Genomic DNA, 23,219 nt, shown 5'->3' on the forward strand with positions numbered 1-23,219 from the left:
ATTCGACACTCTCTCAGGAGCTTACTGGATGCGCTGGCCGTTGGCGATAATTTGCCCATCGCCGGTGATCTCGAGCTTGGTCTCGAGCTGGTCGTCGCCCACCGGCTTGGCGAACATCCCCATCATCATCCGCGCGCCCATCGCCGGCTCCTGCGGCAGCAGGCCCATCTCGACGAGCTTGTCGATCAGGGTGTTCGCGCCGGTGAGGCGCACCGTCAGCTCGCCCGTCGGGGCCGGGAAGCCTTGGAAGGTCTCGAGGTCGCTGCTGTCGAAGGTGAAGCTGCCCGAGCCGATCAGTTCGGCCCCGGCGACGCTGACGGTCAGGTCGTTCAGCGACAGCTCGGTGAGATCGGCGGGCAGGTCGTCCGACATCATCTGCGGCATCTGCGACGGGTCGAGCACGTCGTAGCGCGGGTTGACCATGCCGGTCAGGTCGAGCCGGACCGTGGCCGGGTCGTGCGGCAGGCTGGCGGCCGGGTCGATCATCCCCCAGAGCGGTTCGCCGATGGCCAGCCGGTCGAGCAGCAGGCTGAGCCCGAACGGCTGCGGCGCGTCGCCCGCGGCGAGCGGGACCGAGATGCCGTAGGCGTACTCGGCGGCCGACACCGACACGGGGAAGGGCAAGTCGTAGGACGACAGCTCGAGCGACGGCTCGGTGGCGCCGCCGGAGAAGCTGAAGCCCGCCGAGCTCATCGCGATCGACAGCTCCCCGCCGGAGGCGGTGACGGCGCCGGACGTCTCGCGGTTCTCGCCCTCGTTGAGCTCGAAGACGTAGCTGTTGCTGCCGAAGCTGTAGCCGCCCTCGAAGGACAACCCGTCGACGAACGCCGATTCGGGCGCGTCCATGTCCATCTCGACCGGCACCACGATGGAGGCGTTGGTGCGCAGCGCGTCGATGGCGCCGGAGAACTTGAACAGCCCCGGCCCGCCCGGCTCCTCGGCGTCGACGTTGGCCGAGAGGCTCTCGGCGGAGAAGTCGTAGTCGAGGTTGCGCAGCTGCCCGTTGGTGACCGAGCTGTAGGTCGCCTCGATGTTCGACAGGGTGGCCTCGGCGGCGTTGAGGTTGACCTCGCCGCTGTCGCTGATGTCGTCGACGCGGATGCCGTAGCTGGCGGCGACGAGGTCGTAGGTCATCGCGTCCGGGTCGCCGCTGACGGTCATCATCGCGGCTTCCTGGGTGAAGGTGAGCTGCATCTCCACCGGCTCGCCGTAGACCGGGTTGGTCTCGATCGTCACCGGGCTCTCGCCGGGCAGCTCGACGCTGACGGTGCCGTCTTCGTTGGTCGTCAGCAGGATCGGCCCGATCTCGGCGGTGACGACGGCCTCCTCGTCGGCGAACCGGACGGTGATGTCCTCGACGGTCAGGGTCTCGCCCTTCATCGTCTCGCTGCCGACGGTGACGGCGCCGTCGCCGTAGATCTCCATCTGCGCCTTCCAGTCGTCCCAGACCTCCTGCGCGGTGACGTCGGCGAAGGCGGCGGTGCTGCCGAGCAGTGCGGCCAGCGCCGCGCCTCCGAATGTCTTCAATGTGGCCATCATGGACCCTTCCCTGTTGAAAATCCCTTATCAGGTTCCCCGGCCCGCCGGGTTGGGTCAAGGTAGGGGAACTTGAGGCGAAGCCTAGCCGGACAACGTGCGGGGCGGAAGATGGCAGGAGATCGGCGGATGAATCTGACAGGAAGAACCGTGCTCGTCACCGGCGCGAGCCGGGGCATCGGCGAGGCCGCGGCGCGGGCGTTCGCCGAGGCCGGCGCCAGGGTCGCGCTGCTGGCGCGCAACGGCGACAGGATCGTCGAGCTGGCGGGCGAGATCGGCGACTCGGCGCTGGCGATCCCCTGCGACGTGGCGCGCTACTGGGAGGTGGCCGAGGCGGTCGACGCGACGGTGCGCGCCTTCGGGCGGCTCGACGTGCTCGTCGGCAACGCCGGCGTGATCGAGCCCATCGCCCGCATCGACGAGGCCGACCCCGAGAGCTGGGGCGCGGCGATCGACATCAACCTCAAGGGCGTCTTTTACGGGATGCGCGCGGCGCTGCCGGTGATGCTGGAACAGGGCGGCGGCACCATCCTCACCGTCTCCTCCGGCGCGGCGCACGGGCCGGTCGAGGCGTGGTCGCACTACTGCGCCTCCAAGGCGGGCGCCTACATGATGACCCGCATGGCCGACGAGGAGTACCGCGAGCGCGGTATCCGCGCGCTGGGCCTGTCGCCGGGGACGGTGGCGACGCAGATGCAGCGCGAGATCAAGGCCAGCGGCATCAACCGCGTCAGCCAGCTCGACTGGTCCGACCACATCCCGCCCGACTGGCCGGCCCGCGCGCTGGTCTGGATGTGCTCCTCGGCGGCAGACCCCTGGCTCGGCGACGACATCTCGCTGCGCGACGAGGAGGTGCGCCGGACCATCGGGCTGATCTGACCGTGGCCGCAGCTACCGCCGCCGCTTGCCCGGCACCCGCGAGCGGAAGCCGGGCGGCCGCTTGCGCACCCACGCCACGAACTTCGCCAGCCGCGGATGCGTCCGCAGCGCCTCGAGCGTGTGGTAGTCCCGCGCCAGCTCCGCCTCGCTCAGGGTGGCGTGGATCTCGCGGTGGCAGAGGTGATGCAGCAGCACCGTCGGGCCGCCCTTGCCGCCTTTCAGCTTCGGCACGAGATGGTGCAGGCTCTGCGGCGCGTCGCGCGGGATCGGGCGGCCGCAGAGGCCGCAGATCGGGTCTTCGTCGTCCATCGCGCCTCCGTTGCGCCGCTCATCCGAGGAGAGTGTCGTGAGCTACGTGTCTGACAACCCCCTCGTCGCCCCGGAGGCCGTCGTCGTCGGCGCCGGGCCGGCGGGGCTGATGGCGGCCGAGGCGCTGGGCGCGGCGGGTCTGTCGGTGCTGCTGGCCGAGGCGATGCCCTCGCCGGCGCGCAAGCTGCTGATGGCCGGCAAGTCGGGGCTCAACCTCACCAAGTCCGAGCCGCGCCCCCGCTTCGACGCCGCCTACCGCCCGCGCCCGCCGGCGCTCGCCGCGGCGCTCGACGGGTTCGGTCCGGAGGCGGCGATGAGCTGGGCCGAAGGGCTGGGCCAGCCGCTCTTCATCGGCAGCACCGGCCGGGTGTTCCCACGCGCGATGAAGGCGTCGCCGCTGCTGCGCGCTTGGCTGGGCCGGCTCGACGGGCTCGGCGTGCGGCTGGCGCGGCGCTGGCGCTGGACCGGCTGGGAGGCCGGCGGCGGCGTCGGCTTCGACACGCCCGAGGGTGCGCGCAGCCTGACGCCACGGGTGACGGTGCTGGCCATGGGCGGCGCGAGCTGGCGGCGGCTCGGCTCCGACGGCGCGTGGGCCGATCGGTTCGAGGCCGAGGAGCTCGCGCCGTTCGCGCCGGCCAACGTCGGGCTTGCGGTCGAGTGGTCGCCGCTGATGGAGCGCCATTTCGGCACCCCCGTGAAGGGGTGCGCCCTCAGCGCCGGCGACACCAGCGGGCGCGGCGAGTTCGTCATTTCGCGGCGCGGCCTCGAGGGCGGCGGCATCTATGCGGTCAGCCGGGCCGTGCGCGAGGGGGCGGAGCTGACGCTCGACCTGTTGCCCGACCTGTCGCTCGACGAGATTCGCGTCCGGCTGGCCCGGCCGCGCGGCAAGACCAGCGTCAGCAACCACTTGCGCAAGGTGCTCAACCTCGACGCCGGCCCCCGCGCGCTGCTGCAGGAATTCGCCCGCCCGCTGCCCCACGACCTCGCGCCGCTGCTCAAGGCGCTGCCGGTGCGCCACGCCGGACCGCGCCCGCTCGACGAGGCGATCTCGACCGCCGGGGGCGTGCGCTTCGAGGCGCTCGACGAGGGGCTGATGCTGCGGCGGCGGCCGGGCAGCTTCGTCGCCGGCGAGATGCTCGACTGGGAGGCGCCGACGGGGGGCTATCTCATCACCGCCTGCCTCGCCACCGGACGCCATGCCGGGCGGTCTGCCGCCGCATGGGCGCGGGCGCGGTGACGGCAGTTGCCTCGCACGCGCCTGTGGCGCAACATCGCCGCAATTGATAGCAGGGCGCGAACCGCCCGGTTCCGCCCGGGCGCAGCAACACGTATCAGCCGGACAAGTGTCTTTGGGACGGCGGGGGACGACATGAACTTGAAGACGACGACCATCCTGGCGGGGCTCGCGCTGGCTTCGCCGGCCCTGGCCCAGTCCGACTGGCAACCGAGCTACACGCTCTTCGGCACACCCGGCCTGATCGACATGCCCACGGGCCTCAGCGAGCCCGAGGGGCAGATCAGCGCCTCCGTCAGCGGCTACGACGACCAGCAGCGCTTCACGCTCAGCTTCCAGGTCACGCCGCGCATCTCCGGCAGCTTCCGCTACAGCCGGATCGAGGAGTTCTTCGGGGTCGGCCGCCCCACCACCTACGATCGCAGCTTCGACGTCCGCTTCCGGCTGCTCGACGAAGGCCGCTACGTCCCCGCGCTGACCCTCGGCCTGCAGGACTTCCTCGGCACCGGCCGCTACTCGGGCGAATACCTCGCGGCGACGAAGCACCTGTCGGACAACCTGCGCGTCACCGCCGGCCTCGGCTGGGGCCGCTTCGCCACCGAGGGCGGCTTCGACAACCCGCTCGCGGTGTTCAGCGACGAGCTGGAGAACCGGCCCGTCGCCAACGAGGCGTTCTACAAGCAAGGCGGCCAGATCTCCGACGGGCTGTTCTTCCGGGGACCGGCGGCGCTGTTCGGTGGGGTCGAGTACCGCTTCAGCGACAACTTCACCGGCACCGTCGAGTATTCCTCCGACGGCTACGAGCGCGAGACCGCGGGCGGCACCTTCGACCACGAGACGCCGTTCAACTTCGGCCTGACGTGGCAGCCGCGGCCGGAATACGCGCTGCAGCTCGCCTATCTGAACGGCTCGACGCTCGGCTTCGGCGCGACCTTCACGATTAACGCCAATGAGCGCCCCACCTACGGCGGCCGCGAACCCGCGCCGCTGCCGGTCTCGGCGCGGGCCGCGGGTGCGGCGGCGGCGGCGACGTGGAACCGCAGCATCGTTCCCGAAGAGCTCATCCGCTCCGGCGTCACCACGGCGCTCGAGAGCGAGGGCCAGATCGTGCAGGGGATCGAGCTGCAGGACCGGACGATCCGGGTGCGCTACGAGAACACCCGCTACCGCGCCGAGGCGCAGGCCATGGGACGGGTGTCGCGCATCCTCACCGCCGCGCTGCCGCCCTCCATCGAGAACTTTACCCTCGAGCCGGTGCGCAACGGCATCCCCCTGTCGTCCGTCACCGTGCGCCGCTCCGACCTCGAGCGCTACGAGAACGAGGTCGGCGGCTCGGACGCGATTTTCGCCAACACCGTCTTCCGCGATGCCGCCGGCACCAATGCGGGCCTCGTGGAGGTGCCGGATCCGCGGCCCCGCTTCGAGTGGGGGATCGGGCCCTACTTCGGCCAGCGCCTGTTCGACATCGCCCAGCCCGTGGCGCTCGAGGTCGGCGTGCAGGCCTCGGCGGACTACCGCATCCGCCCGAACCTGATCCTGTCGGGCAGCGTGCGCAAGCGCGTGCTCGGCAATCGCGACGACGCCGACAGCGTTGCGGAGAGCAACCTGCCGCAGGTGCGCACCGATTCGGCGGAATACATCCGGCAGGGCGACCCGTCGCTCAGCCGCCTGACCCTCGCCCATTACGGCCGTCCGGGACAGAACCTCTACAGCCGCGTCACCGTCGGCTACCTGGAAACGATGTTCGGCGGCATCTCGACGGAGCTGCTCTGGAAGCCCGTCGACAGTCGCCTCGCGCTGGGCGCCGAGGTCAACTACGCGGTGAAGCGCGACTACGATCTCGGTCTCGGTTTCCGCGACTACGACGTCGTCACCGGCCACGCCTCGGCCTACTACGACTTGGGCAGCGGCTTCACCGGTCAGCTCGACGTCGGCCGCTACCTCGCCGGCGATTACGGCGCGACGGTCACCGTCAATCGCGAGTTCGCCAACGGCTGGCGCGTCGGCGCATACGTGACCCGGACCAACGTCAGCGCGGAGGACTTCGGCGAAGGCTCGTTCGACAAGGGCCTCAGCGTGGAGATCCCGATCGACTGGATCCTCGGCACCCCGACGATGGAGACCAGCGACAACCGCATCTCCTCGCTCGGCCGCGACGGCGGCGCGCGGCTCAACGTCGACGGGCGGCTCTACGAGACGGTGCGCGAAGGCCATGTCCCGGTGCTGGAAGAGACCTGGGGGAGGTTCCTGCGATGAACGGCATCCACCTGGCGCTGCTCGGCGGCGCGCTCGCGGCACTCGCGGCCTGCGGTCCCCGCTACGAAGGCAGCAGCGAGATCGTCACCGGGGTCGGACAGGGGCTCCTGGCGAGGTTCGGCCTCGACGGCGGCAGCAGCAGCACCGCGCCCGCCGCCGAGGCCACGGCGGCCCCCGCGCTCGACATGACGGCGCTCGCGGCGGACGGGCGCGAGTTCATCCTCGCCTCGATTCCCTCGCGCGACACCTTCGCGCTGATTCAGCCGGCCGGGCAGAACGGCCCCGAGCGGACCTGGCTCAGCGAGGACGGAATCTCCGTGACTTTCGAGAGCGGCATGCTCGTCGCCACGCGCGGCCTCGGGCCCGACCTCATGGCGGCCGATGTTTCTGGAACCGTTGCAGCAATGCGTCAGGGTGGGGGGGCTGCGACCCGGGTGCACGAATATCTTGACGGCAACGATCAGATCGTCCGCTTCGACTATTCCTGCCGAGTCGACGTCGCCGGAACGGAAGAAATAGCCATATATGACAGGACCTACGCGTCTGTTAAGTTTACCGAAAGCTGCGAGCGCGGTTCGCAGGCCTTCACCAACAGCTACTGGCTCGACGAAACAGGTGTTGTCAGGAAGTCGCGCCAGCTCATTTCACCGCCTGTCGGCTATCTTGACACCAACCGCCTCTAGGTGGAAGTAGCGGATATAGCTTGAGTTTCGGGCATCCGAACGGTAAACAAGCTTTGGGTCTGATGGACAAGCACTTGCTGGAGCTGAATAGCATGCGCACTACTAACAACATCGCAGCGGCACTCATGGTCGTTTCTGATGTTGCGGCCACTGCCGGTACATCACCGGACGATCAGGGGTCTCTGGCGCTCGGATCGCCGAGTGGTGGCGCTGTGAACACGAACTGGCTCTGTAACTAAGCCCAACTGAAACCAACCCCGATTGGGCGCGTTCCGTGCTCGCCCTTGAACCAAACTAGACTAGCTGCTGGAGACTTGTAGAAATGCGCATCACCTCCCTTATCGCCGCGGCTCTGATCGCCGTGTCCGGGGCCGCCACCGCTGGCGGTTTTGACGACGGCATCGTTGTCGTTCCCCCGGCGCCGCTGCCGCCCCCGGTCGCTCCGACGGGCTCGCTCGGCTCCCTCGGCGGCGGTGCCGCTGCGGTTCTGGTCCCGCTGGCCCTGATCGCCGCTCTCGCCGCTGCTGAGGACGATGAGTCCGACGGCACCGCGACCGCGACCGACGAGTAATCGTCGCGCCGCAAGGCCAAGACATCTGGAAAGGCGGGCTCTCGGGCCCGCCTTTCTGCTTTTCGGGGGAGGGCTGGCGCGTGCTCAGCGCGGCCGGGCGAGCATCGCCAGGCGGATCAGCGCGCGCTCCATCAGCGCCTGCGCGGGAGCGGCGGAGACGGAGCGCAGCCGCAAGTCGGTGTCCGTCAGGATCGACAGCCCGGCCTCGAGCTTCACCACGCCCCACTGCTGCGCCTGCCGCACGATCCGGTCGCGGCGCCGACCGAAGACCGGCGGCCGCAGCCGCGCCACGCCGCTGCCCGGACCGCCGGGATCGGAGGCGGCCGTGTGCAGGATGCGGAAGTGGCGCACCGCGCCGATGCAGAGCGTCACCGGCTGCACACCCTGTGCGTAGAGCCGCCGCAGCAGCGGGCCGATCGACTCGGTCGCGCCGCTCGCCACCGCCTCGAGCACCGCGTCGACGCCCGCCTCCGACGAGGCCGGGGCCATCAGCGCGACCTCCTCGACGCTCACCGGCTCGGTCGCGCCCAGCTTGTAGAGCGCAAGCTTCTCGAGCGTCTGGCGGAAGTCTCCCGGCGGCAGCTCGCGCGCCAGCGCGGCGAGGGCCTCGAGCGCCTCGCCCGCGACGTCGGAGAGGCTGGCGTCCTTGAGCATCCCGGCGATCTCGTCGCGGCCCGGCGGATCGTCGTAGATGGCGGCGGCATAGGCGCTGGGGTGGCTCTCGAAGAGCTTGCGCAGGCTGGAGCGGGCGGTGAGCTGGCCGGCGGTGACGATCACCTGCGCATCCCCCGCCGACCACTCCTTCAGCGCCGCGGAGAGCGTCGTGGAGAGCCCGTCCGCCGCCTCCTCGACCAGCACCGCCCGCGGGCCCGGGAAGAAGCCCTGCGCCTTCACAGCGTCGAGCAGCGCGGCCGGATCCTTGCGGAGCTCGGAGGCGGGGATTCGGGCGAGGCGCATCTCGCTCTCGGCGTTCGGCCCGAGCAGCGCGGCGAGCACCTGCTGGCGCTTGGCGGCGATGCGCATGGCGTCGGGGCCGTAGATCAGCAGCCCGGTGCGCGCGGGATCGGGAGAGCGGAAGTAGGCCGTCGCGTCGCGGGGCGCCAGCTTCATCGGGCCGGGGCCGCCGCGTAGAGGCGGGTGACGATCAGGTCGGCCAGCGCCGTCGCCAGCCGGGCGCGCGCGTCGCGGGCGGCGGCAATGGTCGAGACGGCGGTGCCGGTGGCGGAGTAGCCGGTGAAGGTATCGACCCGGCCCGACGCGACGAGCGCGCCGGTGGTGCGGTCGATCAGCGTGAAGTCCGCCGCGCCGGGCAGGTTGTAGCGGGTCGTCGCCTGCTCGGTGCTGACCGAAACGGGCGAGTCGCGGATCTCGAGGTCGACCGAGAGGTGGTAGCGGGCGGCGTCGGCGGCGCCGAGGCGCTCGATCAGCCGCTCCCGCAGGCGGAAGCCCTCGTCCGTCGCCGGCGCCTCGACCGACACCGTGCCGTAGAGCGCCGCGGCACTGCCGCCGGGCGCGTGGACCGGCGTGAAGCCGCAGGCGCCGAGCGCCAGCAGCGCGCCGCCGAGCAGGGCCCGGCGGCGGGAGAGGCCGTCACACGACGACATTCACGATCCGCCCCGGCACGACGATCAGCTTCTTCGGCGCGCCGCCGTCCAGCGCCTTCTGCACCGCCGCGTCCTCGAGCACGAGCGCCTCGACGGCATCCTTGGCGAGGTCCTTGGCGACGGTGATCTCCGAGCGGCGCTTGCCGTTGATCTGGATCGGCAGGGTGACGCTGTCGTCGACCAGCATCGCCTCGTCGGCCGTCGGCCACGGCTGCTCGGCCAGCAGCCCCTCGCCGCCCAGCATGTGCCAGATCTCCTCCGAAAGGTGCGGGGTCATCGGCGCCATGAGCTGCGCCAGCGTCCGCGCCGCCTGCCGCTTGGCCTCGCGGCCTGCGTCCGACTTCTGCAGCGTCGCGGTGAAGGCGTAGAGCTTGGCGATGGCGGCGTTGAAGCCGAAGCTCTCGATGCCCTGGGTGACCTCGAAGATGCACTTGTGCATCGCCTTGAGCAGCGCCTCGTCCGCGCCGTTCGGCCCAGCCTCTGGGGCGTCGGAGACCTCGCTGGCGATGCGGTAGACGCGCGCGAGGTGCTTGTGCGTCGCGTCCGCGCCCGAGGCTGTCCACTCCACGTCGCGCTCGGGCGGGCTGTCGGAGAGCACGAACCAGCGGGCCGTGTCGGCCCCGTAGCGCGAGATGATGTCGGCGGGGTCGACCACGTTGTTCTTCGACTTCGACATCTTGGCCGAGGGGATCACCTCGACCCGCGTGCCGTCTTCCTTGAGCACCGCCTCGCCGTCGCGCAGCTCCACGGCCTCGGGATAGTGATAGACGGGCCGCCCGTCGGGCCGCCTGGTCTGGTAGATCGCGTGGGTGACCATGCCTTGGGTGAAGAGCGCGTTGAAGGGCTCCTTCGCCGTCTCCGGCAGGTGGCCGGTGGCGATCATCGCGCGGGCGAAGAAGCGCGAGTAGAGCAGGTGCAGGATCGCGTGCTCGATGCCGCCGATATACTGGTCGACGTTCATCCAGTAGGCCGCCGCCTCCGGGTCGGTGGGCGTGGCGGCATGGGGCGCGGTGAAGCGGGCGAAGTACCACGAGCTGTCCACGAAGGTGTCCATCGTGTCGGTCTCGCGCCGCGCCGCGGCCCCGCATTTCGGGCAGCTGGTGTCGCGCCAGGTCGGGTGCCGGTCGAGCGGGTTGCCGGGCACGTCGAAGCTCACATCGTCGGGCAGACGGACGGGGAGGTTCTCCTTCTTCTCTGGCACCACGCCGCAGCTGTCGCAATGGACGACCGGGATCGGGCAGCCCCAGTAACGCTGGCGGCTGAGGCCCCAGTCGCGCAGGCGGAACTTGGTCACGCCCTGGCCGACGCCGTTCTCCTCGCAGAGCGCGATGGCCTGCTCGACGGCGACCTCGCCGGTCATCTGCCCCTTGGCGCGCAGGCCGTTGACGTAGTCGACAATGTCGCCCTTCGGGGGCACGTAGGCCCCGCCGCCGTCTTCGGGGCGGGTGTGCGCGTCGGCGTCGGCGGGCACGAAGGTGGAGACGACCGGCAGATCGTACTTGCGGGCGAAGTCGAGATCGCGCTGGTCGTGCGCGGGGCAGCCGAAGATCGCGCCGGTGCCGTAGTCCATCAGGATGAAGTTGGCGATGTAGACCGGCAGCTCCCAGCTGGTGTCGAAGGGATGGCGGACCCGAATCCCGGTGTCGCGGCCGAGCTTCTCGGCCTTCTCCAGCGCCTCCTCGGTGGTGCCGCCGCGCCGGGCCTCGGCGCAGAAGGCGGCGACGTCGGGGTCGTGGCGCTCGAGGTGGCGGGCGAGCGGGTGGTCGGGCGAGATGCCGACGAAGCTCGCGCCCATCAGTGTGTCGGGGCGGGTGGTGTAGACCTCGATCCGGTCGAAGCCCTCGGGCGCGTCGACGGTGGAGAAGGCGAATTGCAGGCCGCGTGAGCGGCCGATCCAGTTGGCCTGCATCAGCTTGACCTTGGCCGGCCAGTCGTCGAGCCCGTCGATCGCCTCGAGCAGCTCGTCGGCCATGTCGGAGATCTTGAAGAACCACTGGGTCAGCTCGCGCCGCTCCACCTCGGCGCCCGAGCGCCAGCCCTTGCCGTCGATCACCTGCTCGTTGGCGAGCACCGTCATGTCGACCGGGTCCCAGTTGACCACGGCGTTCTTGCGGTAGACCAGCCCGGCGTCGAGGAAGTCGAGGAACAGCGCCTGCTGCTGGCCGTAATACTCGGGGTCGCAGGTGGCGAACATCCGGCTCCAGTCGAGCCCGAAGCCGAGCGGCTTCATCTGCCCGACCATCGTGTCGATGTTGCCGTAGGTCCAGTCCTTGGGGTGGCCGCCCGAGGCCATGGCGGCGTTTTCGGCCGGCATCCCGAAGGCGTCGAAGCCCATCGGGTGCAGCACGTTGTGCCCAGTCGCCTTCTTGTAGCGCGCGATCACGTCGCCCATCGTGTAGTTGCGCACGTGGCCGATGTGGATGCGCCCCGACGGGTAGGGGAACATCTCGAGCACGTAGTATTTCGGCTTGTCGCCCTCGCGGGTGGCGACGAAGGTCTCGGCCTCGGTCCAGGCGGCCTGCCAGCGGGGCTCGATCTCGGACGGGGTATAGCGGGACATGAGTGGGTCCTTCACGTGACAGCGCCGGGCGCGGGGGCCCGGCGTGGTGTTAGCTCCGGTGGGCCCGGGTTTCTAGATGTTGCCGTCGCGGATGCGCAGCTCGCGGGCGCGGCTGAGGATCGCGTCTTCGATGGCGCGCTGGGTCTCGGCCGAGACCGGGCCGGCCCGGGTCGCCAGCGCCACGTTTAGGGCCCGCGCGTCGAGCGCCGGGTCGGAGACGTGGATCGTGGCGCGGTAGGCACGGGAGCCGCCGGGAGGCGTGCCGAAGCCGGTGACGATGACGCCGGTAAACGGATCGACCGACTGGATCGGCAGGAAGTTCAGCACGTCGAGCGATGCGTTCCACAGGTAGCGGTTGACCGCGACCGTCTCGCCGCCGCGGATCCGGCTGGCCTGGCGGGTGGCCGGGGCCTGCGCCATGGGCGCCGAGCCGATGGAGCCGAACGGGGCGGTCAGCGAGCCGAGCGAGCCGCTGGAGCCGCAGGCCGAGAGGGCGGCGAGGAGCAGCCCCGCGAGGCCGGTGCGGACGAGTCTCGTCGGAGAATTCAAGGTCGCTCCCCCCAAGGGCCAATAGATGCTGCAGTTTGTCTATCGGAGGGTCCGGGGCCGGGCAAGCCTCGGGAGAATCACGCGGGCGCAAAGGCTTCGAGGTGGCGCAGCAAGGTCGCGCCGAAACGAAAAGAGCGGCCCCGAAGGGCCGCTCGATCCGTAAGTCAGACGAAGGTCCGATCAGAACTCGAAGGTGAGCTCGACGGTGGTGCCTTCCTGGAACTCGGGGGCGCCGATTTCGTCCTCTTCGGAGTCGTCGTCGTCGACAGCGTAAGACGCGGTCAGCATGGCGCCGCCACCCATGTCCATCTCGCCGGCGACGTAGTAGTCGTTGTCGGCGGTGCCGTCGCCACCGGAGAAGCCGGCGAGAACCGCGAGGCCGGAGCCGACGTCGTAGCGGGCGTCGACAGCGTAGCTCTCGTCGGTGCCTTCATCGTTGTCGCCGTAGGCGGCGGACACGGTGACCGGGCCGTTCACGTAGCTGGCGGTGACTTCGAAGTTGTTCTCCGCGTCGCTGTTGAACGCGTAGGACGCGCCGAGCACGACCGGGCCGACCGGGTAGGCGAGAGAGACGCCGGTGGAGTCGGACTCTTCGGTCACGTTGCGGGCGTAGGCGACGGAGACGTCGGCGCCGGCGAACGAGGTCGAGCCGAAGATACCGAAGACCTGGTCGGTGTTGAAGTCGCCGTTCTCGTCGACGGGATCGTACACCATCTCGTCGGCGACGTCGTCACCGGCGGCCGCGTCGGACTCTTCCTGGTAGGCCATGCCGACCGAGAACTGGCCGAACTCGGCGCGGGCACCCAGCGACAGCTGGTCGACTTCGTCGGGCTCGACGTTGTCGCCGCCGGCGTCGGTCACGACGTAGGACAGGCCACCGGTGATGGTGCCGAAGGTCGCCTCACCGCGCAGAACGGTCTCGCCGTCAGCGTTGGAGAAGTTGTCGTGGGCCATGTCGCCGGCCGCGACCCAGTAGGTCTCGGCAGCGAAGGTGGTGTCGCCGAAGTACAGGCCGCCGAACTCGGAAGTCAGGGCGAGCAGGTAGTTGGCCGACATCAGGTCGGTGCCGAGGTTGTTGTCGGCAACGTCGAAGTCGAAGGTGGCGCTGGCGGTGATGCCGTTGTCCAGATCCTGGGAGAGCGTCACCGAGATGTTGGCATCCCAGTAGAAACCGTCGTTGTCGTCTTCGACGTCGTCATCGTCGTCGTTGAAGCCCAGGGTGGCGGTGCCACCGAACATGACTTCGGCCTGAGCCGCACCCGCGATCGTGAAGGCCACGATCGAAGCGGAAGCGAGGAGGATGCTTTTCATGATATTCCCTCGTGTTTGCATTCCCGAGAATGCCAGTTGCACTAGCATTGGGAGTGTCTTTGCGCTGAACCCCGTGCACACTCAAGCGCTATGGGTTCCACCCTTGGACAGACCGGCCGGAATGATGCAGTAACGCCACACAGGCGGCAGCCCCCCTCGAGCGGTCGCCGATCCCGGCCCCGGCCACGGAGGGGCTGTGGATAATTTGTTGCTGAAACAAGGAGTCGGACGATGTCCTACGACGACATCCGCGCCCGCATCGCCGCAGCCGAGTCGGCCGCCGGGAGGCCCGCCGGAGCGGTCGAGTTGATTGCCGTTTCGAAGCTCCAGCCCGAGTCCCGGGTGGCCGACGTGCTCGAGGCGGGGCACCGGCTTTTCGGCGAGAACCGGGTGCAGGAGGCCGCCGGCAAATGGCCGGATTTCCGCGCGCAGTTCGAAGGCGTCGCGGTGCACCTTCTTGGGCCGCTCCAGACCAACAAGGCGCGGCAGGCGCTGGAGCTGTTCGAGGCGATCCACTCGCTCGACCGGCCCAAGCTCGCCGGGACCCTCGCGCGGCTCGCGCAGGAGACGGGGCGCTGCCCCGACCTGTTCGTGCAGGTCAACACCGGCGAGGAGCCGCAGAAGGCCGGGATCCTGCCCGGTGAGGCCGATGGCTTCATCGCCGAGTGCCGGGGCATGGACCTGCCGGTGCGCGGGCTGATGTGCATCCCGCCCGTCGACGAGGAGCCGGCGCTGCACTTCGCGCTGCTGGCGAAGATCGCGGCGCGCAACGGGCTCGAGGGGCTGTCGATGGGGATGAGCGGCGACTTCGAGCGCGCCATCGCGCAGGGCGCGACACACGTGCGCGTCGGCTCGGCGATCTTCGGCGCGCGGCCTTCCTAGAGCACGATCAGCCGCGTGCCGGGCAGCACCCGCGCGGCGATCTCGTGCAGGTCGCGCCGCCGCAAGGCGACGCAGCCCTCCGTCGGATAGCCTGGCCGGCGCCATTGGTGCACGAAGATCGCCGAGCCGAGGCCGGGAATGGCGGGGTCGTAGTTCCAGTCGGTCACGAGCACGAGGTCGTAGAGCGGGTCGGCCCGGCGCAGCGTCTCGTGCGAGCAGGGGTAGGGGGCGCGGACGTGGCTGTTGTAGGCCGCGTCCTGCGCCTCGTCAGACCAGAGGTCGCCCGGCCCGATCGGCTCGGCCCAGGGCGCGGGCGGCGGGATGCGGTCGGGCCGGTAGAGCATCCCGACGATCCGGTGCGTGCCGCGCGGCGTCGCGCCGTCGCCCTCGCGCTTGGTGTCGGTGACACCGCCCCGGCCGACGACGCAGGGGTAGCGCCGGCCGAGGAAGTCGAGCCCTCCGGGCCCGACCACGAGGTCGGCCGGGCTCCTCATGCGGCGACGCTCGAGCCGATCTCCGACAGCGCCTCGGCGGCGAGGCGGAAGCTCTCGAGCCGCGCGGCGTGGTCGTGGATCTGGCCGGTCAGGATCACCTCGTCTGGCGCGTAGCGGTCGATCAGAGCCTGCAGCTGCGCGCGCACGCTGTCCTTCGAGCCGACCGCCGACACCCGCAGCGCCTGCCCGACGGCCCGCTCCATGTCGGCCCCGATCGCGGCGGCAACGTCCTCGACCGGGCGCGGCAGCTTGCCGGGCTGCCCGGTGCGCAGCCGCGCGAAAGCGAGCTTCATCGTGCTCTGCAGGTATTCGCCCTCGGCGTCTGTGGCGGCGGCGAAGGCGTTGATCGCGAGCATGAACTTCGGCTTCTGCAGGTGCTCCGAGGGCTGGAAGCGGCGGCGGTAGACCTCGACCGCCTCGTCGAGCGCCGCGGGCGCGAAGTGCGAGGCGAAGGCGTAGGGCAGCCCGAAATGCGCCGCGAGCTGCGCGCCGAACAGCGACGAGCCGAGGATCCAGACGGGGACGTGCGTCCCCTCGCCCGGCAGCGCCCGGACCGCCGCGCCCGGGCGCTCGGGGCCGAAATAGCCGAGCAGCTCGGCCACGTGCTCCGGGAACCGCTCTGCCGTCTCGTGAGTCTGGCGCAGGGCGCGGGCGACGGCGTGGTCGCCGCCGGGGGCACGGCCGAGGCCGAGGTCGATCCGGCCGGGGTAGATTGTCGCCAGCGTGCCGAAATCCTCCGCGACGGCGAGCGGCGCGTGGTTGGGCAGCATGATCCCGCCCGCGCCGACGCGGATCGTCTTCGTCGCGCCGGCGACGTGGCCGATCAGCACTGCGGTCGCGGCGCTGGCGATGCCGGGCATGTTGTGGTGCTCGGCCATCCAGTAGCGGTGATAGCCCCACGCCTCGGCGTGGCGGGCGAGGTCGACGCTGTTGGCGATGGCCTGCGCCGCGTCGGAGCCCTCGGGCACCGGGGCGAGATCGAGAACGGAATATTTCATGTCGGGTCTCCTTGCCCTTCACCTAGGTGCGGCGGGGGGCTCAGAGAAGGTGGCCCGACTTCTTCGCCTTCGTGGCGAGGTAGTGGTGGTTGAACCGCGTCTCGCCGACCTTCAGCGGCACCCGCTCCGTCACCGCGATGCCGCAGCTCTCGAGCCGTGCGACCTTGGCCGGATTGTTGGTCATCAGCCGCACCCGGCCGAAGCCGAGCTCGCGCAGCAGGGCCGCGCCGATGCGGAAGTCGCGCTCGTCGTCCTCGAAGCCGAGCCGGTGATTGGCCTCGACGGTGTCGAAGCCCTGATCCTGCAGCGAGTAGGCGCGCATCTTGTTGGCCAGCCCGATGCCCCGGCCCTCCTGGTTGAGGTAGAGCAATATCCCCTCGCCCTCGCGCCCCATCTGCCCCAGCGCGGCCCGCAGCTGGGGTCCGCAATCGCACTTCAGCGAGCCGAGCAGGTCGCCGGTGAAGCAGGCCGAGTGCAGGCGGCTGAGCACCGGCTTGGCGCGGTCGGGCGCGCCGATCTCGATGGCATAGTGCTCTTCGGCCCCGTCGTCGGGGCGGAAGATGTGCAATCTTGACGCCTCCGCCAGCTCCAGCGGCACCCGCGCGGCGACGATCTCGTCGAACGGCGACAACTCGTGGGGCGCCACGGCGGCGGCTGAAACGGTGGTGAGCCCCTCGGCCGCGAGTGCCGCCGGATCCGCCAGCGGCAGCACCAGTGCCGCCGGTAGCAATCGCGCCGCCTTCGCGAGCCGGATCGCGGCACGGTGGAGCGTGGCGTCGCCCTCGCGCTCGGTGCGCAGCGGGCCCTTCATCGGGGCGCTCAGATCGTCGGCCGGATCGGCGACGGCGGCGATCCACGCGGTGTCGGCCTCCGCCGGCAGCACCACCCGCGCCACGTCGCCGTCGTAGGCCCGCGCCTTCAGCGTCGCCGCGCGCCGTCCGGTGATCGCCAGCACCGGCCGCCCCAGCGCCTGCGCCGCCGCCAGCCGCGCCGGGCCGAGCGTCTCGGCCGCCAGGACCAGCGCCGCGCCCGCCGCGCCCTCGAGCACGACCGGCACGCCCATGCGCAGGTCTCCTCGCGCGCGGGCGATCCGCTCGGTGATGTCAGGGCCGAATCGCATGGGCGCCTCGTCGTTTTCCGCCTGGAATAGTGGTCAGGGGGGCAAGTTGAAATAAATCCTGAAGTCACGACACGACCTCGTGAGACGTGCGCCACATTCGTTGTGAGTGGCGTGACTGCATCACATCTCACGCCGGAGTGATAGGAGACAGCCATATGGCCCAACTGAAAAAGATCCTGCTCGTCGATGACGACGAGGACATCCGGGAGGCGCTGAGCGAGCAGCTGGTGATGACGGAGGACTTCGACGTGTTCGAGGCCGCCAACGGCAGCGAGGCGATGACGAAGGCGAAGGAGCAGCACCACGACCTCGTCATCCTCGACGTCGGCCTCCCCGACACCGACGGCCGCGAACTCTGCCGCCTGATGCGCAAGCAGGGGGTGAAGGCGCCAATCCTGATGCTGACGGGGCACGATTCCGACAGCGACCAGATCCTCGGCCTCGACAGCGGCGCGAACGACTACGTCACCAAGCCGTTCAAGTTTCCCGTCCTGCTGGCGCGGATCCGCGCCCAGCTGCGCACCCACGAACAGTCGGAGGATGCGGTGTTCCAGCTCGGGCCCTACACGTTCCGCCCGGCGCAGAAGATGCTGCTGACCGACGACGACAAGAAGATCCGCCTCACCGAGAAGGAAACGAACATCCTCAAGTTCCTCTACCGCTCGAGCGAGGGCGTCGTCCCGCGCGACGTGCTGCTGCACGAGGTGTGGGGCTACAATGCCGGCGTGACCACGCACACGCTGGAGACCCACATCTACCGGCTGCGCCAGAAGATCGAGCCGGATCCGTCGAACGCGCGGCTGCTGGTGACGGAAAGCGGCGGCTACCGGCTGGTCGGATGAAGAAACTTCCGGCGGCCCGGAACCGGATCGCCGGATCGTTGTTCATCCCCCGAAGCCCCTGATGGCGGGGAAAGTCATCGGTTCCGTCAACGGACCGGCCCGGGCAGAGTGAAGCCCGGGCCTTTCTTTTTTCTCCACCTCCGCCAGGCCCGTAGGCCGGGCTTCAGCCCGGCCCTCCCGCCGCTTTCACCCCCCGTTGCCGCCGCCCTCCTCGCGGTGCTACGCCCGCCCGGCACAGCAGGAGGCGTGGCCCGTGAAGATCGAACCGTTCGGCGTCGAGCAGTGGATGAACAAGTGGGAGACGCGCTGCGAGCTCAACCTCGCCGAGACTTGCGTCGACTCGCTGACCGTCGAGGAGCTGCTGCAGCTCGCCGGCAAGACCCAGGCCATGCCCTCCGAGCTCGCCAGGCTGCACCTGACCTACGGCCCGATCACCGGTTCGCAGCGCCTGCGCGAGCTGGTCGCCGGGCTGCACGCGCGTCAGGCGGCGGAGAACGTGCTCATCACCCACGGGACGATCGGCGCCAACATGCTCGTCTACGAGACGCTGGTGGAGCCCGGCGACGTCACGGTCGCGATCACGCCGACCTACCAGCAGCACACCGCCATTCCCCGCGCGCTCGGCGCGGAGGTGCGCGAACTGCCGCTGCGGCGCGAGGACGGCTACCTGCCCGACCTCGACCGGCTGGCGGAGCTGGCGCGGGGCGCGAAGCTGATCACGCTGACCAACCCCAACAACCCGACCGGTGCGCTGATCCCGCCGGACATGCTCGAGCGGATCGTCGCCATCGCCCGTGAGGCCGGGGCGTGGCTGCTCTCAGACGAGGTCTATCGCGGCTCGGCGCAGGCGGGCGACGGACGTTCGCCGTCGCTGGCCGACCTCTACGACAAGGGCCTCGCCACGGGCAGCATGTCGAAGGTGTTTTCGCTGGCCGGGCTGCGGCTGGGGTGGATCGTGGGGCCGCAGGATTTCCTGCGCGACGTCGAGATCCGGCGCGACTACTCGACGATCAGCGTCAGCATGATCGACGACTGGTTCGCCACCGCCGCGCTCGAAGCGGGCGACGCGATCCTCGAACGCTCGCGCCACATCACCCGCACCAACCTCGCGCTGCTCGCCGCGTGGGTCGAGGCGCAGCCGAAGATTAGCTGGGTGAAGCCCGCCGCCGGCACGACGGCACTGCTGCACTACGCCGGCGGCGCGCCTGCCTATGAGGTGGCCGAGCGGCTGCTCGCCGAGACGGGCGTGCTGGTGACGCCGGGCTCGGTCATGGGCGTCGAGGGCAGCCTGCGGATCGGCTATGCCTGCGCGACCGACGTGCTCGAGGCGGGGCTGGCGCGGATGACCGGCTTCTTCGAGGCGCTCTGATGGCCTTCACCCTCGCGACCTGGAACATCAACTCCGTGCGCCTGCGCGCGCCGCTGGTTCTGCGCCTGCTCGAGGAGGAGGCGCCCGACGTGCTGTGCCTGCAGGAGTGCAAGTCGCCGGTGGAGAAGATGCCGCTCGAGGGCTTCGCCGCGCTCGGCTACCGCCACGTCGTCGCGCGCGGGCAGCGCGGCTACAATGGCGTCGCGATCCTGTCGAAGACCCCGATCGAGGAGGTCGCCGCCCACGACTACGCGAGCCTCGGCCATGCCCGCCACATCGCCGGTCGGCTGGAGAACGGCGTGGTGGTCCACAACTTCTACGTCCCCGCCGGCGGCGACAAGCCGGATCGCGAGGTCAACGAGAAGTTCGGCCAGAAGCTCGACTACCTCGCCGCCATGCGCGACGCCTTCCACGCCGAGCGGCCGGAGCGGTCGATCCTCGTCGGCGACCTGAACGTCGCCCCGCGCGAGGACGACGTCTGGAGCCACAAGCAGCTGTTGCGGGTGGTCAGCCACACGCCCGTCGAGGTGAACCACTTCACCGACGCGCAGGAGGCGGGCGGCTGGGTCGACGTCACCCGGCAGGACATCCCCTCGGGACGGCTCTATTCGTGGTGGTCCTACCGCTCACCCGATTGGCAGGCCGCCGACAAGGGCCGCCGGCTCGACCACGTCTGGGCCTCCGCCGACATCGCCTCCGCCGCCCACGGCAGCCGCGTCCTGCGCGACGTGCGCGGCTGGGAGCAACCGTCGGACCATGTCCCGGTATTCGCCAGCTTCGACCTCTGAACCATCAGCGCCCTTGATGGCGCGCGCCACGGGAACGGAGTTGACGCCACCCCGGGCGGTGGGAAGATGGCCGGCATGGAACAGCGCCCCTCCCTCGTCACGCCGGTCCTGATCGCCGGCTGCCTCGTGATCCTCGTCGGCTTCTCGCTGCGCGCGGCCTTCGGCGTGTTCCAGATCCCGATCGCCGAGGAGTTCGGCTGGCCGCGCGCCGAGTTCTCGCTCGCCATCGCGATCCAGAACCTCGCCTGGGGCATCGGCCAGCCGATCTTCGGCGCCATCGCCGAGAAGGTCGGCGACCGCAAGGCGATCATCCTCGGCGCGCTCTGTTACGCCGCCGGGCTGCTGCTGTCGGCCGGCGCCACGACGCCGCTGGCACACCAGGCCTACGAGGTGCTCGTGGGCTTCGGCATCGCGGGCACCGGCTTCGGCGTGATCCTCGCCGTGGTAGGCCGTGCCTCCAGCGACGAGCACCGCTCGATGTCGCTCGCCATCGCGACGGCGGCGGGCTCGGCGGGGCAGGTGCTCGGCCCGCCGCTCGCCGAGGGGCTGCTCGGGGTGATGAGCTGGCAGGGGGTGTTCGTCGTCTTCGCCGCAATGATCCTCGCGGTGCTGCTGGTGCTGCCGATGATGCGCGCGCCCGCGCCGGCCTCGAAGGCCGAGCTCGAGGAGAGCATGGGCACGATCCTCACCCGCGCCTTCCGCGATCCGTCCTACACGCTCATCTTCGTCGGCTTCTTCTCCTGCGGCTACCAGCTCGGCTTCATCACCGCGCACTTCCCGGCCTTCGTCACCGAGATGTGCGGCCCGATCCTGCCGGGCTCTATGCTGCACGGGCTCGGCATCACCACCACCAGCGCGCTCGGCGCGGTGGCGATCTCGGTGATCGGCGCGGCCAACATCGCCGGCACCCTGGCGGCGGGCTGGGCCGGCAAGCGGTTCACCAAGAAATACGTCCTCGCCGGCATCTACGCCGCCCGCACCGTCACCGCGGCGGCGTTCATCCTGACGCCGATGACGCCGGGCACGGTGCTGCTGTTCTCGCTGGTGATGGGTTCGCTGTGGCTGGCCACGGTGCCGCTCACCAGCGGCCTCGTCGCCCACCTCTACGGGCTGCGCTACATGGGCACGCTCTACGGCATCGTCTTCTTCTCCCACCAGCTCGGCGCGTTCCTCGGCGTCTGGCTCGGCGGGCGGCTTTACGACGTCACCGGCGGCTACGGCGCGGTCTGGTGGATCGGCGTCGGCGTCGGCGCCTTCTCCGCCCTCGTCCACCTGCCGATCCGCGAGAACCGCCCGGCGCCGGTGCCGCTGGGGGCTTGAGGCCCGCTACTCCGCCTCGGACGCCTTCAGCAGCCCTTCCCTCACCAGCCGGCGAGCGAGGCCCTCGGGGCGGGTGAAGTGATGCACCTGCCAGCCGCGCTCCTCGGCGGCGGCGATGTTGTCCGCGCGGTCGTCGGTGAAGAGGAGGCTGCCGGGCGGCAGGCCGCAATCGGCCTCGACGGCGGCGTAGATCTCGGGGGAGGGCTTGATGACGCCCATCTGGCCGGAGATGTAGCGGCGGTCGAATTCCTTGAAGAACGGGTAGTGCATCTCGGCCATCTCGAAGGTCTGGACGCCGAAGTTGGACAGCGCGAAGCAGGGTGTGCCGTGTCGCCGGAGGGCGCGCAGCAGCCGGACCGAGTGGTCGATGGCGGGCGAGGCGAGCTCGATCCAGCGGTCGTGCCAGAGCACGATCTCGTCGGCGAACTCCGGGTTGTCGGCCGCGAAGGCCATGATCGTCTCGCCGAAATGCGCGCCCCGGTCGACGCGCTCGTTCATCCCGTGCAGGTCGAGCTTGTCGAACATCTCGCGGCGGCGGGCCTCGCCGACGGCCTCGTCGAAGAATCGTTCCGGGTTCCAGTGGATCAGCACGTTGCCGATGTCGAACACGACGGCTTCGATGGTCATGGCGTCTCCCGCTTGATGGCCTGCAGCATGCGCTCCAGCGCGTCGAGGAAACGCGACCTGTCGGCCTTTGTGAAGCCCTTGCCGCCGCCTTGCCGAAACGGGTCGGCGGCGCGGATGTCGGCCATCAGGTCGCGCGTGGCGAGCACGTTGCCGATGTTGGCGGCGGTCAGCGGCTCGCCGTTGTGCTTGAGCACCCGCGCTCCGCCCTCGACCGCCCGGGCGGCGAGGGGGATGTCGCCGGTGACGACGACGTCGCCCGGCCCGGCACGCTCGGCGATCCACTTGTCGGCCTCGTCCGGACCGTCGGGGACGATGACCATCTCGACGAGCGGGTTGGCCGAGGGCCGGATGCCGCCGTTGGAGACGACGGCGACGCGCACGCCGTGACGCGTCGCCACGCGCTCGGTCTCGGCCTTCACTGGGCAGGCGTCGGCGTCGACGTAGATCACGCCCACAACGCCTCGGCGTGGAAGTCGAGGTGATCGGGGATGAAGCTCGAGACGAAGAAGTAGCTGTGGTCGTAGCCCTTCTGGACCCGCAGCGTCGCCGGCTGGCGGCGGGCGGCGATGGCCTCGGCGAGAGACTCGGTCTTGAGCAGGTCGGCGAACTGGTCGGCGCTGCCGGTGTCGATCAGCAGCGGGGCGTCGAGGCCCCGGTCGCGCATCAGCCGCGTCGCGTCGTGCTCGGCCCAGCGGGCGCGGTCGTCGCCGAGATAGGCCGTGAACTGCTTGCGGCCCCAGTCGCTCTCGCTCGGGTGGCAGATCGGCGAGAAGGCCGAGACGGAGCGGAAGCGGCCCGGCAGCGTCATCGCCAGCGTCAGCGCGCCGTGGCCGCCCATCGAGTGGCCGGTGATCGACTGCCGCCCGGTGTCGATGGCGAAGTGCCCGGCGAGCAGCGCGGGCAGCTCGTCGGTGACGTAGTCGCGCATCCGGTAGTGCTTCGCCCACGGCTGCTCGGTGGCGTCGAGGTAGAAGCCCGCGCCCTGGCCGAGGTCGAAGGCGTCGTCGTCGGCCACGCCGTCGCCGCGCGGCGAGGTGTCGGGGAAGCAGAGCGCGATGCCGTGCTCGGCGGCGAAGGCCTGCGCGCCGGCCTTGGTCATCGCGTTCTCGTGGGTGCAGGTCAGGCCCGACAGGAACCACAGCAGCGGCACCGGCCCGCTTTCGGCCTCCTCGGGCAGGAACAGGCCGAAGGTCATTTCCGTCCCCGTCGCGCGGGAGGCGTGGGCGTAGACGCCCTGCACGCCGCCGAAGCAGCGGTTCTCGGACTTCGTTTCCATCTGGCTCTCCT

General features: G+C 70.2%; 23 protein-coding genes. 10 read left to right on the plus strand and 13 right to left on the minus strand.

Going from position 1 to position 23,219, the window contains the following annotated elements; genetic code table 11:
- Positions 1-21: 21 nt before the first annotated feature.
- Entirely contained in the window at positions 22-1,539 is a 1,518-nt protein-coding gene (locus tag OG2516_RS11770) for a DUF2125 domain-containing protein (RefSeq protein ID WP_007255902.1), read from the minus strand.
- A 126-nt stretch (positions 1,540-1,665) separates the two neighbouring features.
- Here OG2516_RS11770 and OG2516_RS11775 point away from each other — a divergent pair, with 126 nt between their 5' ends.
- Positions 1,666-2,415, plus strand: a complete 750-nt coding sequence (locus tag OG2516_RS11775; protein WP_007255903.1) for an SDR family oxidoreductase — start codon at positions 1,666-1,668, stop codon at positions 2,413-2,415.
- Between the two features lie 12 nt (positions 2,416-2,427).
- Here OG2516_RS11775 and OG2516_RS11780 read toward each other — a convergent pair whose 3' ends face one another.
- Positions 2,428-2,724 (minus strand): HNH endonuclease family protein, encoded by a 297-nt coding sequence (locus OG2516_RS11780; protein WP_007255904.1) that lies wholly within the window; start codon positions 2,722-2,724, stop codon positions 2,428-2,430.
- A gap of 37 nt (positions 2,725-2,761) precedes the next feature.
- Between OG2516_RS11780 and OG2516_RS11785 the strand changes: the two genes are divergently transcribed.
- From OG2516_RS11785 to OG2516_RS11800, 4 genes are all read left to right on the plus strand, one after another.
- Positions 2,762-3,961: a TIGR03862 family flavoprotein gene (locus tag OG2516_RS11785; protein WP_007255905.1), complete on the plus strand. Its 1,200-nt coding sequence runs from the start codon at positions 2,762-2,764 to the stop codon at positions 3,959-3,961.
- A 132-nt stretch (positions 3,962-4,093) separates the two neighbouring features.
- Entirely contained in the window at positions 4,094-6,214 is a 2,121-nt protein-coding gene (locus OG2516_RS11790; protein WP_007255906.1) for a YjbH domain-containing protein, read from the plus strand.
- Complete coding sequence (locus tag OG2516_RS19020; RefSeq protein ID WP_007255907.1) at positions 6,211-6,897, plus strand: YjbF family lipoprotein; 687 nt, start codon at positions 6,211-6,213, stop codon at positions 6,895-6,897. The genes OG2516_RS11790 and OG2516_RS19020 overlap by 4 nt, the downstream gene beginning before the upstream one ends.
- Before the next feature lie 322 nt (positions 6,898-7,219).
- Positions 7,220-7,468 carry a hypothetical protein gene (locus OG2516_RS11800; RefSeq protein WP_007255908.1) on the plus strand — a complete coding sequence of 83 codons (249 nt, stop codon included), beginning with the start codon at positions 7,220-7,222 and terminating at the stop codon, positions 7,466-7,468.
- Positions 7,469-7,552: 84 nt separating this feature from the next.
- Here the strand turns inward: OG2516_RS11800 and holA are convergent, their stop codons facing one another.
- From holA to OG2516_RS11825, 5 genes are all read right to left on the minus strand, one after another.
- On the minus strand, positions 7,553-8,578 hold the full coding sequence (gene holA / locus OG2516_RS11805; RefSeq protein ID WP_007255909.1) for a DNA polymerase III subunit delta: 1,026 nt from the start codon (positions 8,576-8,578) through the stop codon (positions 7,553-7,555).
- Positions 8,575-9,072 carry an LPS assembly lipoprotein LptE gene (gene lptE / locus OG2516_RS11810; protein ID WP_007255910.1) on the minus strand — a complete coding sequence of 166 codons (498 nt, stop codon included), beginning with the start codon at positions 9,070-9,072 and terminating at the stop codon, positions 8,575-8,577. Before lptE ends, holA begins: the two co-directional genes overlap by 4 nt.
- Complete coding sequence (gene leuS, locus OG2516_RS11815; protein WP_007255911.1) at positions 9,059-11,632, minus strand: leucine--tRNA ligase; 2,574 nt, start codon at positions 11,630-11,632, stop codon at positions 9,059-9,061. Before leuS ends, lptE begins: the two co-directional genes overlap by 14 nt.
- 72 nt (positions 11,633-11,704) lie before the next feature.
- On the minus strand, positions 11,705-12,181 hold the full coding sequence (locus tag OG2516_RS11820) for a DUF3576 domain-containing protein (protein WP_007255912.1): 477 nt from the start codon (positions 12,179-12,181) through the stop codon (positions 11,705-11,707).
- Positions 12,182-12,361: 180 nt separating this feature from the next.
- Positions 12,362-13,492: a porin gene (locus OG2516_RS11825; RefSeq protein ID WP_007255913.1), complete on the minus strand. Its 1,131-nt coding sequence runs from the start codon at positions 13,490-13,492 to the stop codon at positions 12,362-12,364.
- Positions 13,493-13,723: 231 nt separating this feature from the next.
- Between OG2516_RS11825 and OG2516_RS11830 the strand changes: the two genes are divergently transcribed.
- On the plus strand, positions 13,724-14,374 hold the full coding sequence (locus OG2516_RS11830) for a YggS family pyridoxal phosphate-dependent enzyme (RefSeq protein WP_007255914.1): 651 nt from the start codon (positions 13,724-13,726) through the stop codon (positions 14,372-14,374).
- Here OG2516_RS11830 and OG2516_RS11835 read toward each other — a convergent pair.
- From OG2516_RS11835 to ribA, 3 genes are read right to left on the minus strand one after another with little or no spacing between them, the layout of a single operon-like run.
- Complete coding sequence (locus OG2516_RS11835; protein WP_007255915.1) at positions 14,371-14,868, minus strand: L,D-transpeptidase family protein; 498 nt, start codon at positions 14,866-14,868, stop codon at positions 14,371-14,373. The two genes, OG2516_RS11830 and OG2516_RS11835, sit on opposite strands and share 4 nt — an antisense overlap.
- The gene (locus tag OG2516_RS11840; protein ID WP_007255916.1) at positions 14,865-15,866 is read right to left on the minus strand and encodes an LLM class flavin-dependent oxidoreductase; all 1,002 of its coding nucleotides are present in this window, start codon (positions 15,864-15,866) and stop codon (positions 14,865-14,867) included. The genes OG2516_RS11835 and OG2516_RS11840 overlap by 4 nt, the downstream gene beginning before the upstream one ends.
- Before the next feature lie 40 nt (positions 15,867-15,906).
- The gene (gene ribA / locus OG2516_RS11845) at positions 15,907-16,986 is read right to left on the minus strand and encodes a GTP cyclohydrolase II (protein ID WP_040615171.1); all 1,080 of its coding nucleotides are present in this window, start codon (positions 16,984-16,986) and stop codon (positions 15,907-15,909) included.
- A gap of 155 nt (positions 16,987-17,141) precedes the next feature.
- Here ribA and OG2516_RS11850 point away from each other — a divergent pair, with 155 nt between their 5' ends.
- From OG2516_RS11850 to OG2516_RS11865, 4 genes are all read left to right on the plus strand, one after another.
- Positions 17,142-17,828, plus strand: coding sequence for a response regulator transcription factor (locus tag OG2516_RS11850; RefSeq protein WP_007255918.1), 687 nt, complete (start codon positions 17,142-17,144; stop codon positions 17,826-17,828).
- 253 nt (positions 17,829-18,081) lie between these two features.
- Complete coding sequence (locus OG2516_RS11855) at positions 18,082-19,197, plus strand: aminotransferase class I/II-fold pyridoxal phosphate-dependent enzyme (protein WP_007255919.1); 1,116 nt, start codon at positions 18,082-18,084, stop codon at positions 19,195-19,197.
- Positions 19,197-19,985: an exodeoxyribonuclease III gene (locus OG2516_RS11860; protein ID WP_007255920.1), complete on the plus strand. Its 789-nt coding sequence runs from the start codon at positions 19,197-19,199 to the stop codon at positions 19,983-19,985. Before OG2516_RS11855 ends, OG2516_RS11860 begins: the two co-directional genes overlap by 1 nt.
- A gap of 75 nt (positions 19,986-20,060) precedes the next feature.
- A complete protein-coding gene (locus OG2516_RS11865) occupies positions 20,061-21,305 on the plus strand; it encodes an MFS transporter (RefSeq protein ID WP_007255921.1) in 1,245 nt (414 codons plus the stop codon).
- A gap of 6 nt (positions 21,306-21,311) precedes the next feature.
- On the opposite strand, the gene OG2516_RS11870 is transcribed toward OG2516_RS11865, so the two are convergent.
- Genes OG2516_RS11870 through fghA form a run of 3 tightly spaced genes read right to left on the minus strand, consistent with a single transcriptional unit; the run spans position 21,312 to position 23,208 of the window.
- Positions 21,312-21,932, minus strand: coding sequence for an HAD family hydrolase (locus OG2516_RS11870; RefSeq protein WP_007255922.1), 621 nt, complete (start codon positions 21,930-21,932; stop codon positions 21,312-21,314).
- Entirely contained in the window at positions 21,929-22,387 is a 459-nt protein-coding gene (locus tag OG2516_RS11875; protein ID WP_040615173.1) for a YaiI/YqxD family protein, read from the minus strand. The genes OG2516_RS11870 and OG2516_RS11875 overlap by 4 nt, the downstream gene beginning before the upstream one ends.
- Positions 22,378-23,208, minus strand: a complete 831-nt coding sequence (fghA, locus tag OG2516_RS11880; protein ID WP_007255924.1) for an S-formylglutathione hydrolase — start codon at positions 23,206-23,208, stop codon at positions 22,378-22,380. Before fghA ends, OG2516_RS11875 begins: the two co-directional genes overlap by 10 nt.
- Positions 23,209-23,219: the final 11 nt, after the last annotated feature.

Origin of the sequence: Oceanicola granulosus HTCC2516 (assembly GCF_000153305.1) — a bacterium.
In the GTDB taxonomy this organism is placed as follows: domain Bacteria; phylum Pseudomonadota; class Alphaproteobacteria; order Rhodobacterales; family Rhodobacteraceae; genus Oceanicola; species Oceanicola granulosus.

Excerpts from the sequence above, each read along its gene's own strand:
- OG2516_RS11770 (WP_007255902.1), bottom strand. The coding sequence starts at position 1,539 with ATGATGGCCACATTGAAGACATTCGGAGGCGCGGCGCTGGCCGCACTG.
- OG2516_RS11775 (WP_007255903.1), top strand. The coding sequence starts at position 1,666 with ATGAATCTGACAGGAAGAACCGTGCTCGTCACCGGCGCGAGCCGGGGC.
- OG2516_RS11780 (WP_007255904.1), bottom strand. The coding sequence starts at position 2,724 with ATGGACGACGAAGACCCGATCTGCGGCCTCTGCGGCCGCCCGATCCCG.
- OG2516_RS11790 (WP_007255906.1), top strand. The coding sequence starts at position 4,094 with ATGAACTTGAAGACGACGACCATCCTGGCGGGGCTCGCGCTGGCTTCG.
- OG2516_RS19020 (WP_007255907.1), top strand. The coding sequence starts at position 6,211 with ATGAACGGCATCCACCTGGCGCTGCTCGGCGGCGCGCTCGCGGCACTC.
- OG2516_RS11800 (WP_007255908.1), top strand. The coding sequence starts at position 7,220 with ATGCGCATCACCTCCCTTATCGCCGCGGCTCTGATCGCCGTGTCCGGG.
- holA (WP_007255909.1), bottom strand. The coding sequence starts at position 8,578 with ATGAAGCTGGCGCCCCGCGACGCGACGGCCTACTTCCGCTCTCCCGAT.
- lptE (WP_007255910.1), bottom strand. The coding sequence starts at position 9,072 with ATGTCGTCGTGTGACGGCCTCTCCCGCCGCCGGGCCCTGCTCGGCGGC.
- leuS (WP_007255911.1), bottom strand. The coding sequence starts at position 11,632 with ATGTCCCGCTATACCCCGTCCGAGATCGAGCCCCGCTGGCAGGCCGCC.
- OG2516_RS11825 (WP_007255913.1), bottom strand. The coding sequence starts at position 13,492 with ATGAAAAGCATCCTCCTCGCTTCCGCTTCGATCGTGGCCTTCACGATC.
- OG2516_RS11830 (WP_007255914.1), top strand. The coding sequence starts at position 13,724 with ATGTCCTACGACGACATCCGCGCCCGCATCGCCGCAGCCGAGTCGGCC.
- OG2516_RS11835 (WP_007255915.1), bottom strand. The coding sequence starts at position 14,868 with ATGAGGAGCCCGGCCGACCTCGTGGTCGGGCCCGGAGGGCTCGACTTC.
- OG2516_RS11840 (WP_007255916.1), bottom strand. The coding sequence starts at position 15,866 with ATGAAATATTCCGTTCTCGATCTCGCCCCGGTGCCCGAGGGCTCCGAC.
- ribA (WP_040615171.1), bottom strand. The coding sequence starts at position 16,986 with ATGCGATTCGGCCCTGACATCACCGAGCGGATCGCCCGCGCGCGAGGA.
- OG2516_RS11850 (WP_007255918.1), top strand. The coding sequence starts at position 17,142 with ATGGCCCAACTGAAAAAGATCCTGCTCGTCGATGACGACGAGGACATC.
- OG2516_RS11860 (WP_007255920.1), top strand. The coding sequence starts at position 19,197 with ATGGCCTTCACCCTCGCGACCTGGAACATCAACTCCGTGCGCCTGCGC.
- OG2516_RS11865 (WP_007255921.1), top strand. The coding sequence starts at position 20,061 with ATGGAACAGCGCCCCTCCCTCGTCACGCCGGTCCTGATCGCCGGCTGC.
- OG2516_RS11870 (WP_007255922.1), bottom strand. The coding sequence starts at position 21,932 with ATGACCATCGAAGCCGTCGTGTTCGACATCGGCAACGTGCTGATCCAC.
- fghA (WP_007255924.1), bottom strand. The coding sequence starts at position 23,208 with ATGGAAACGAAGTCCGAGAACCGCTGCTTCGGCGGCGTGCAGGGCGTC.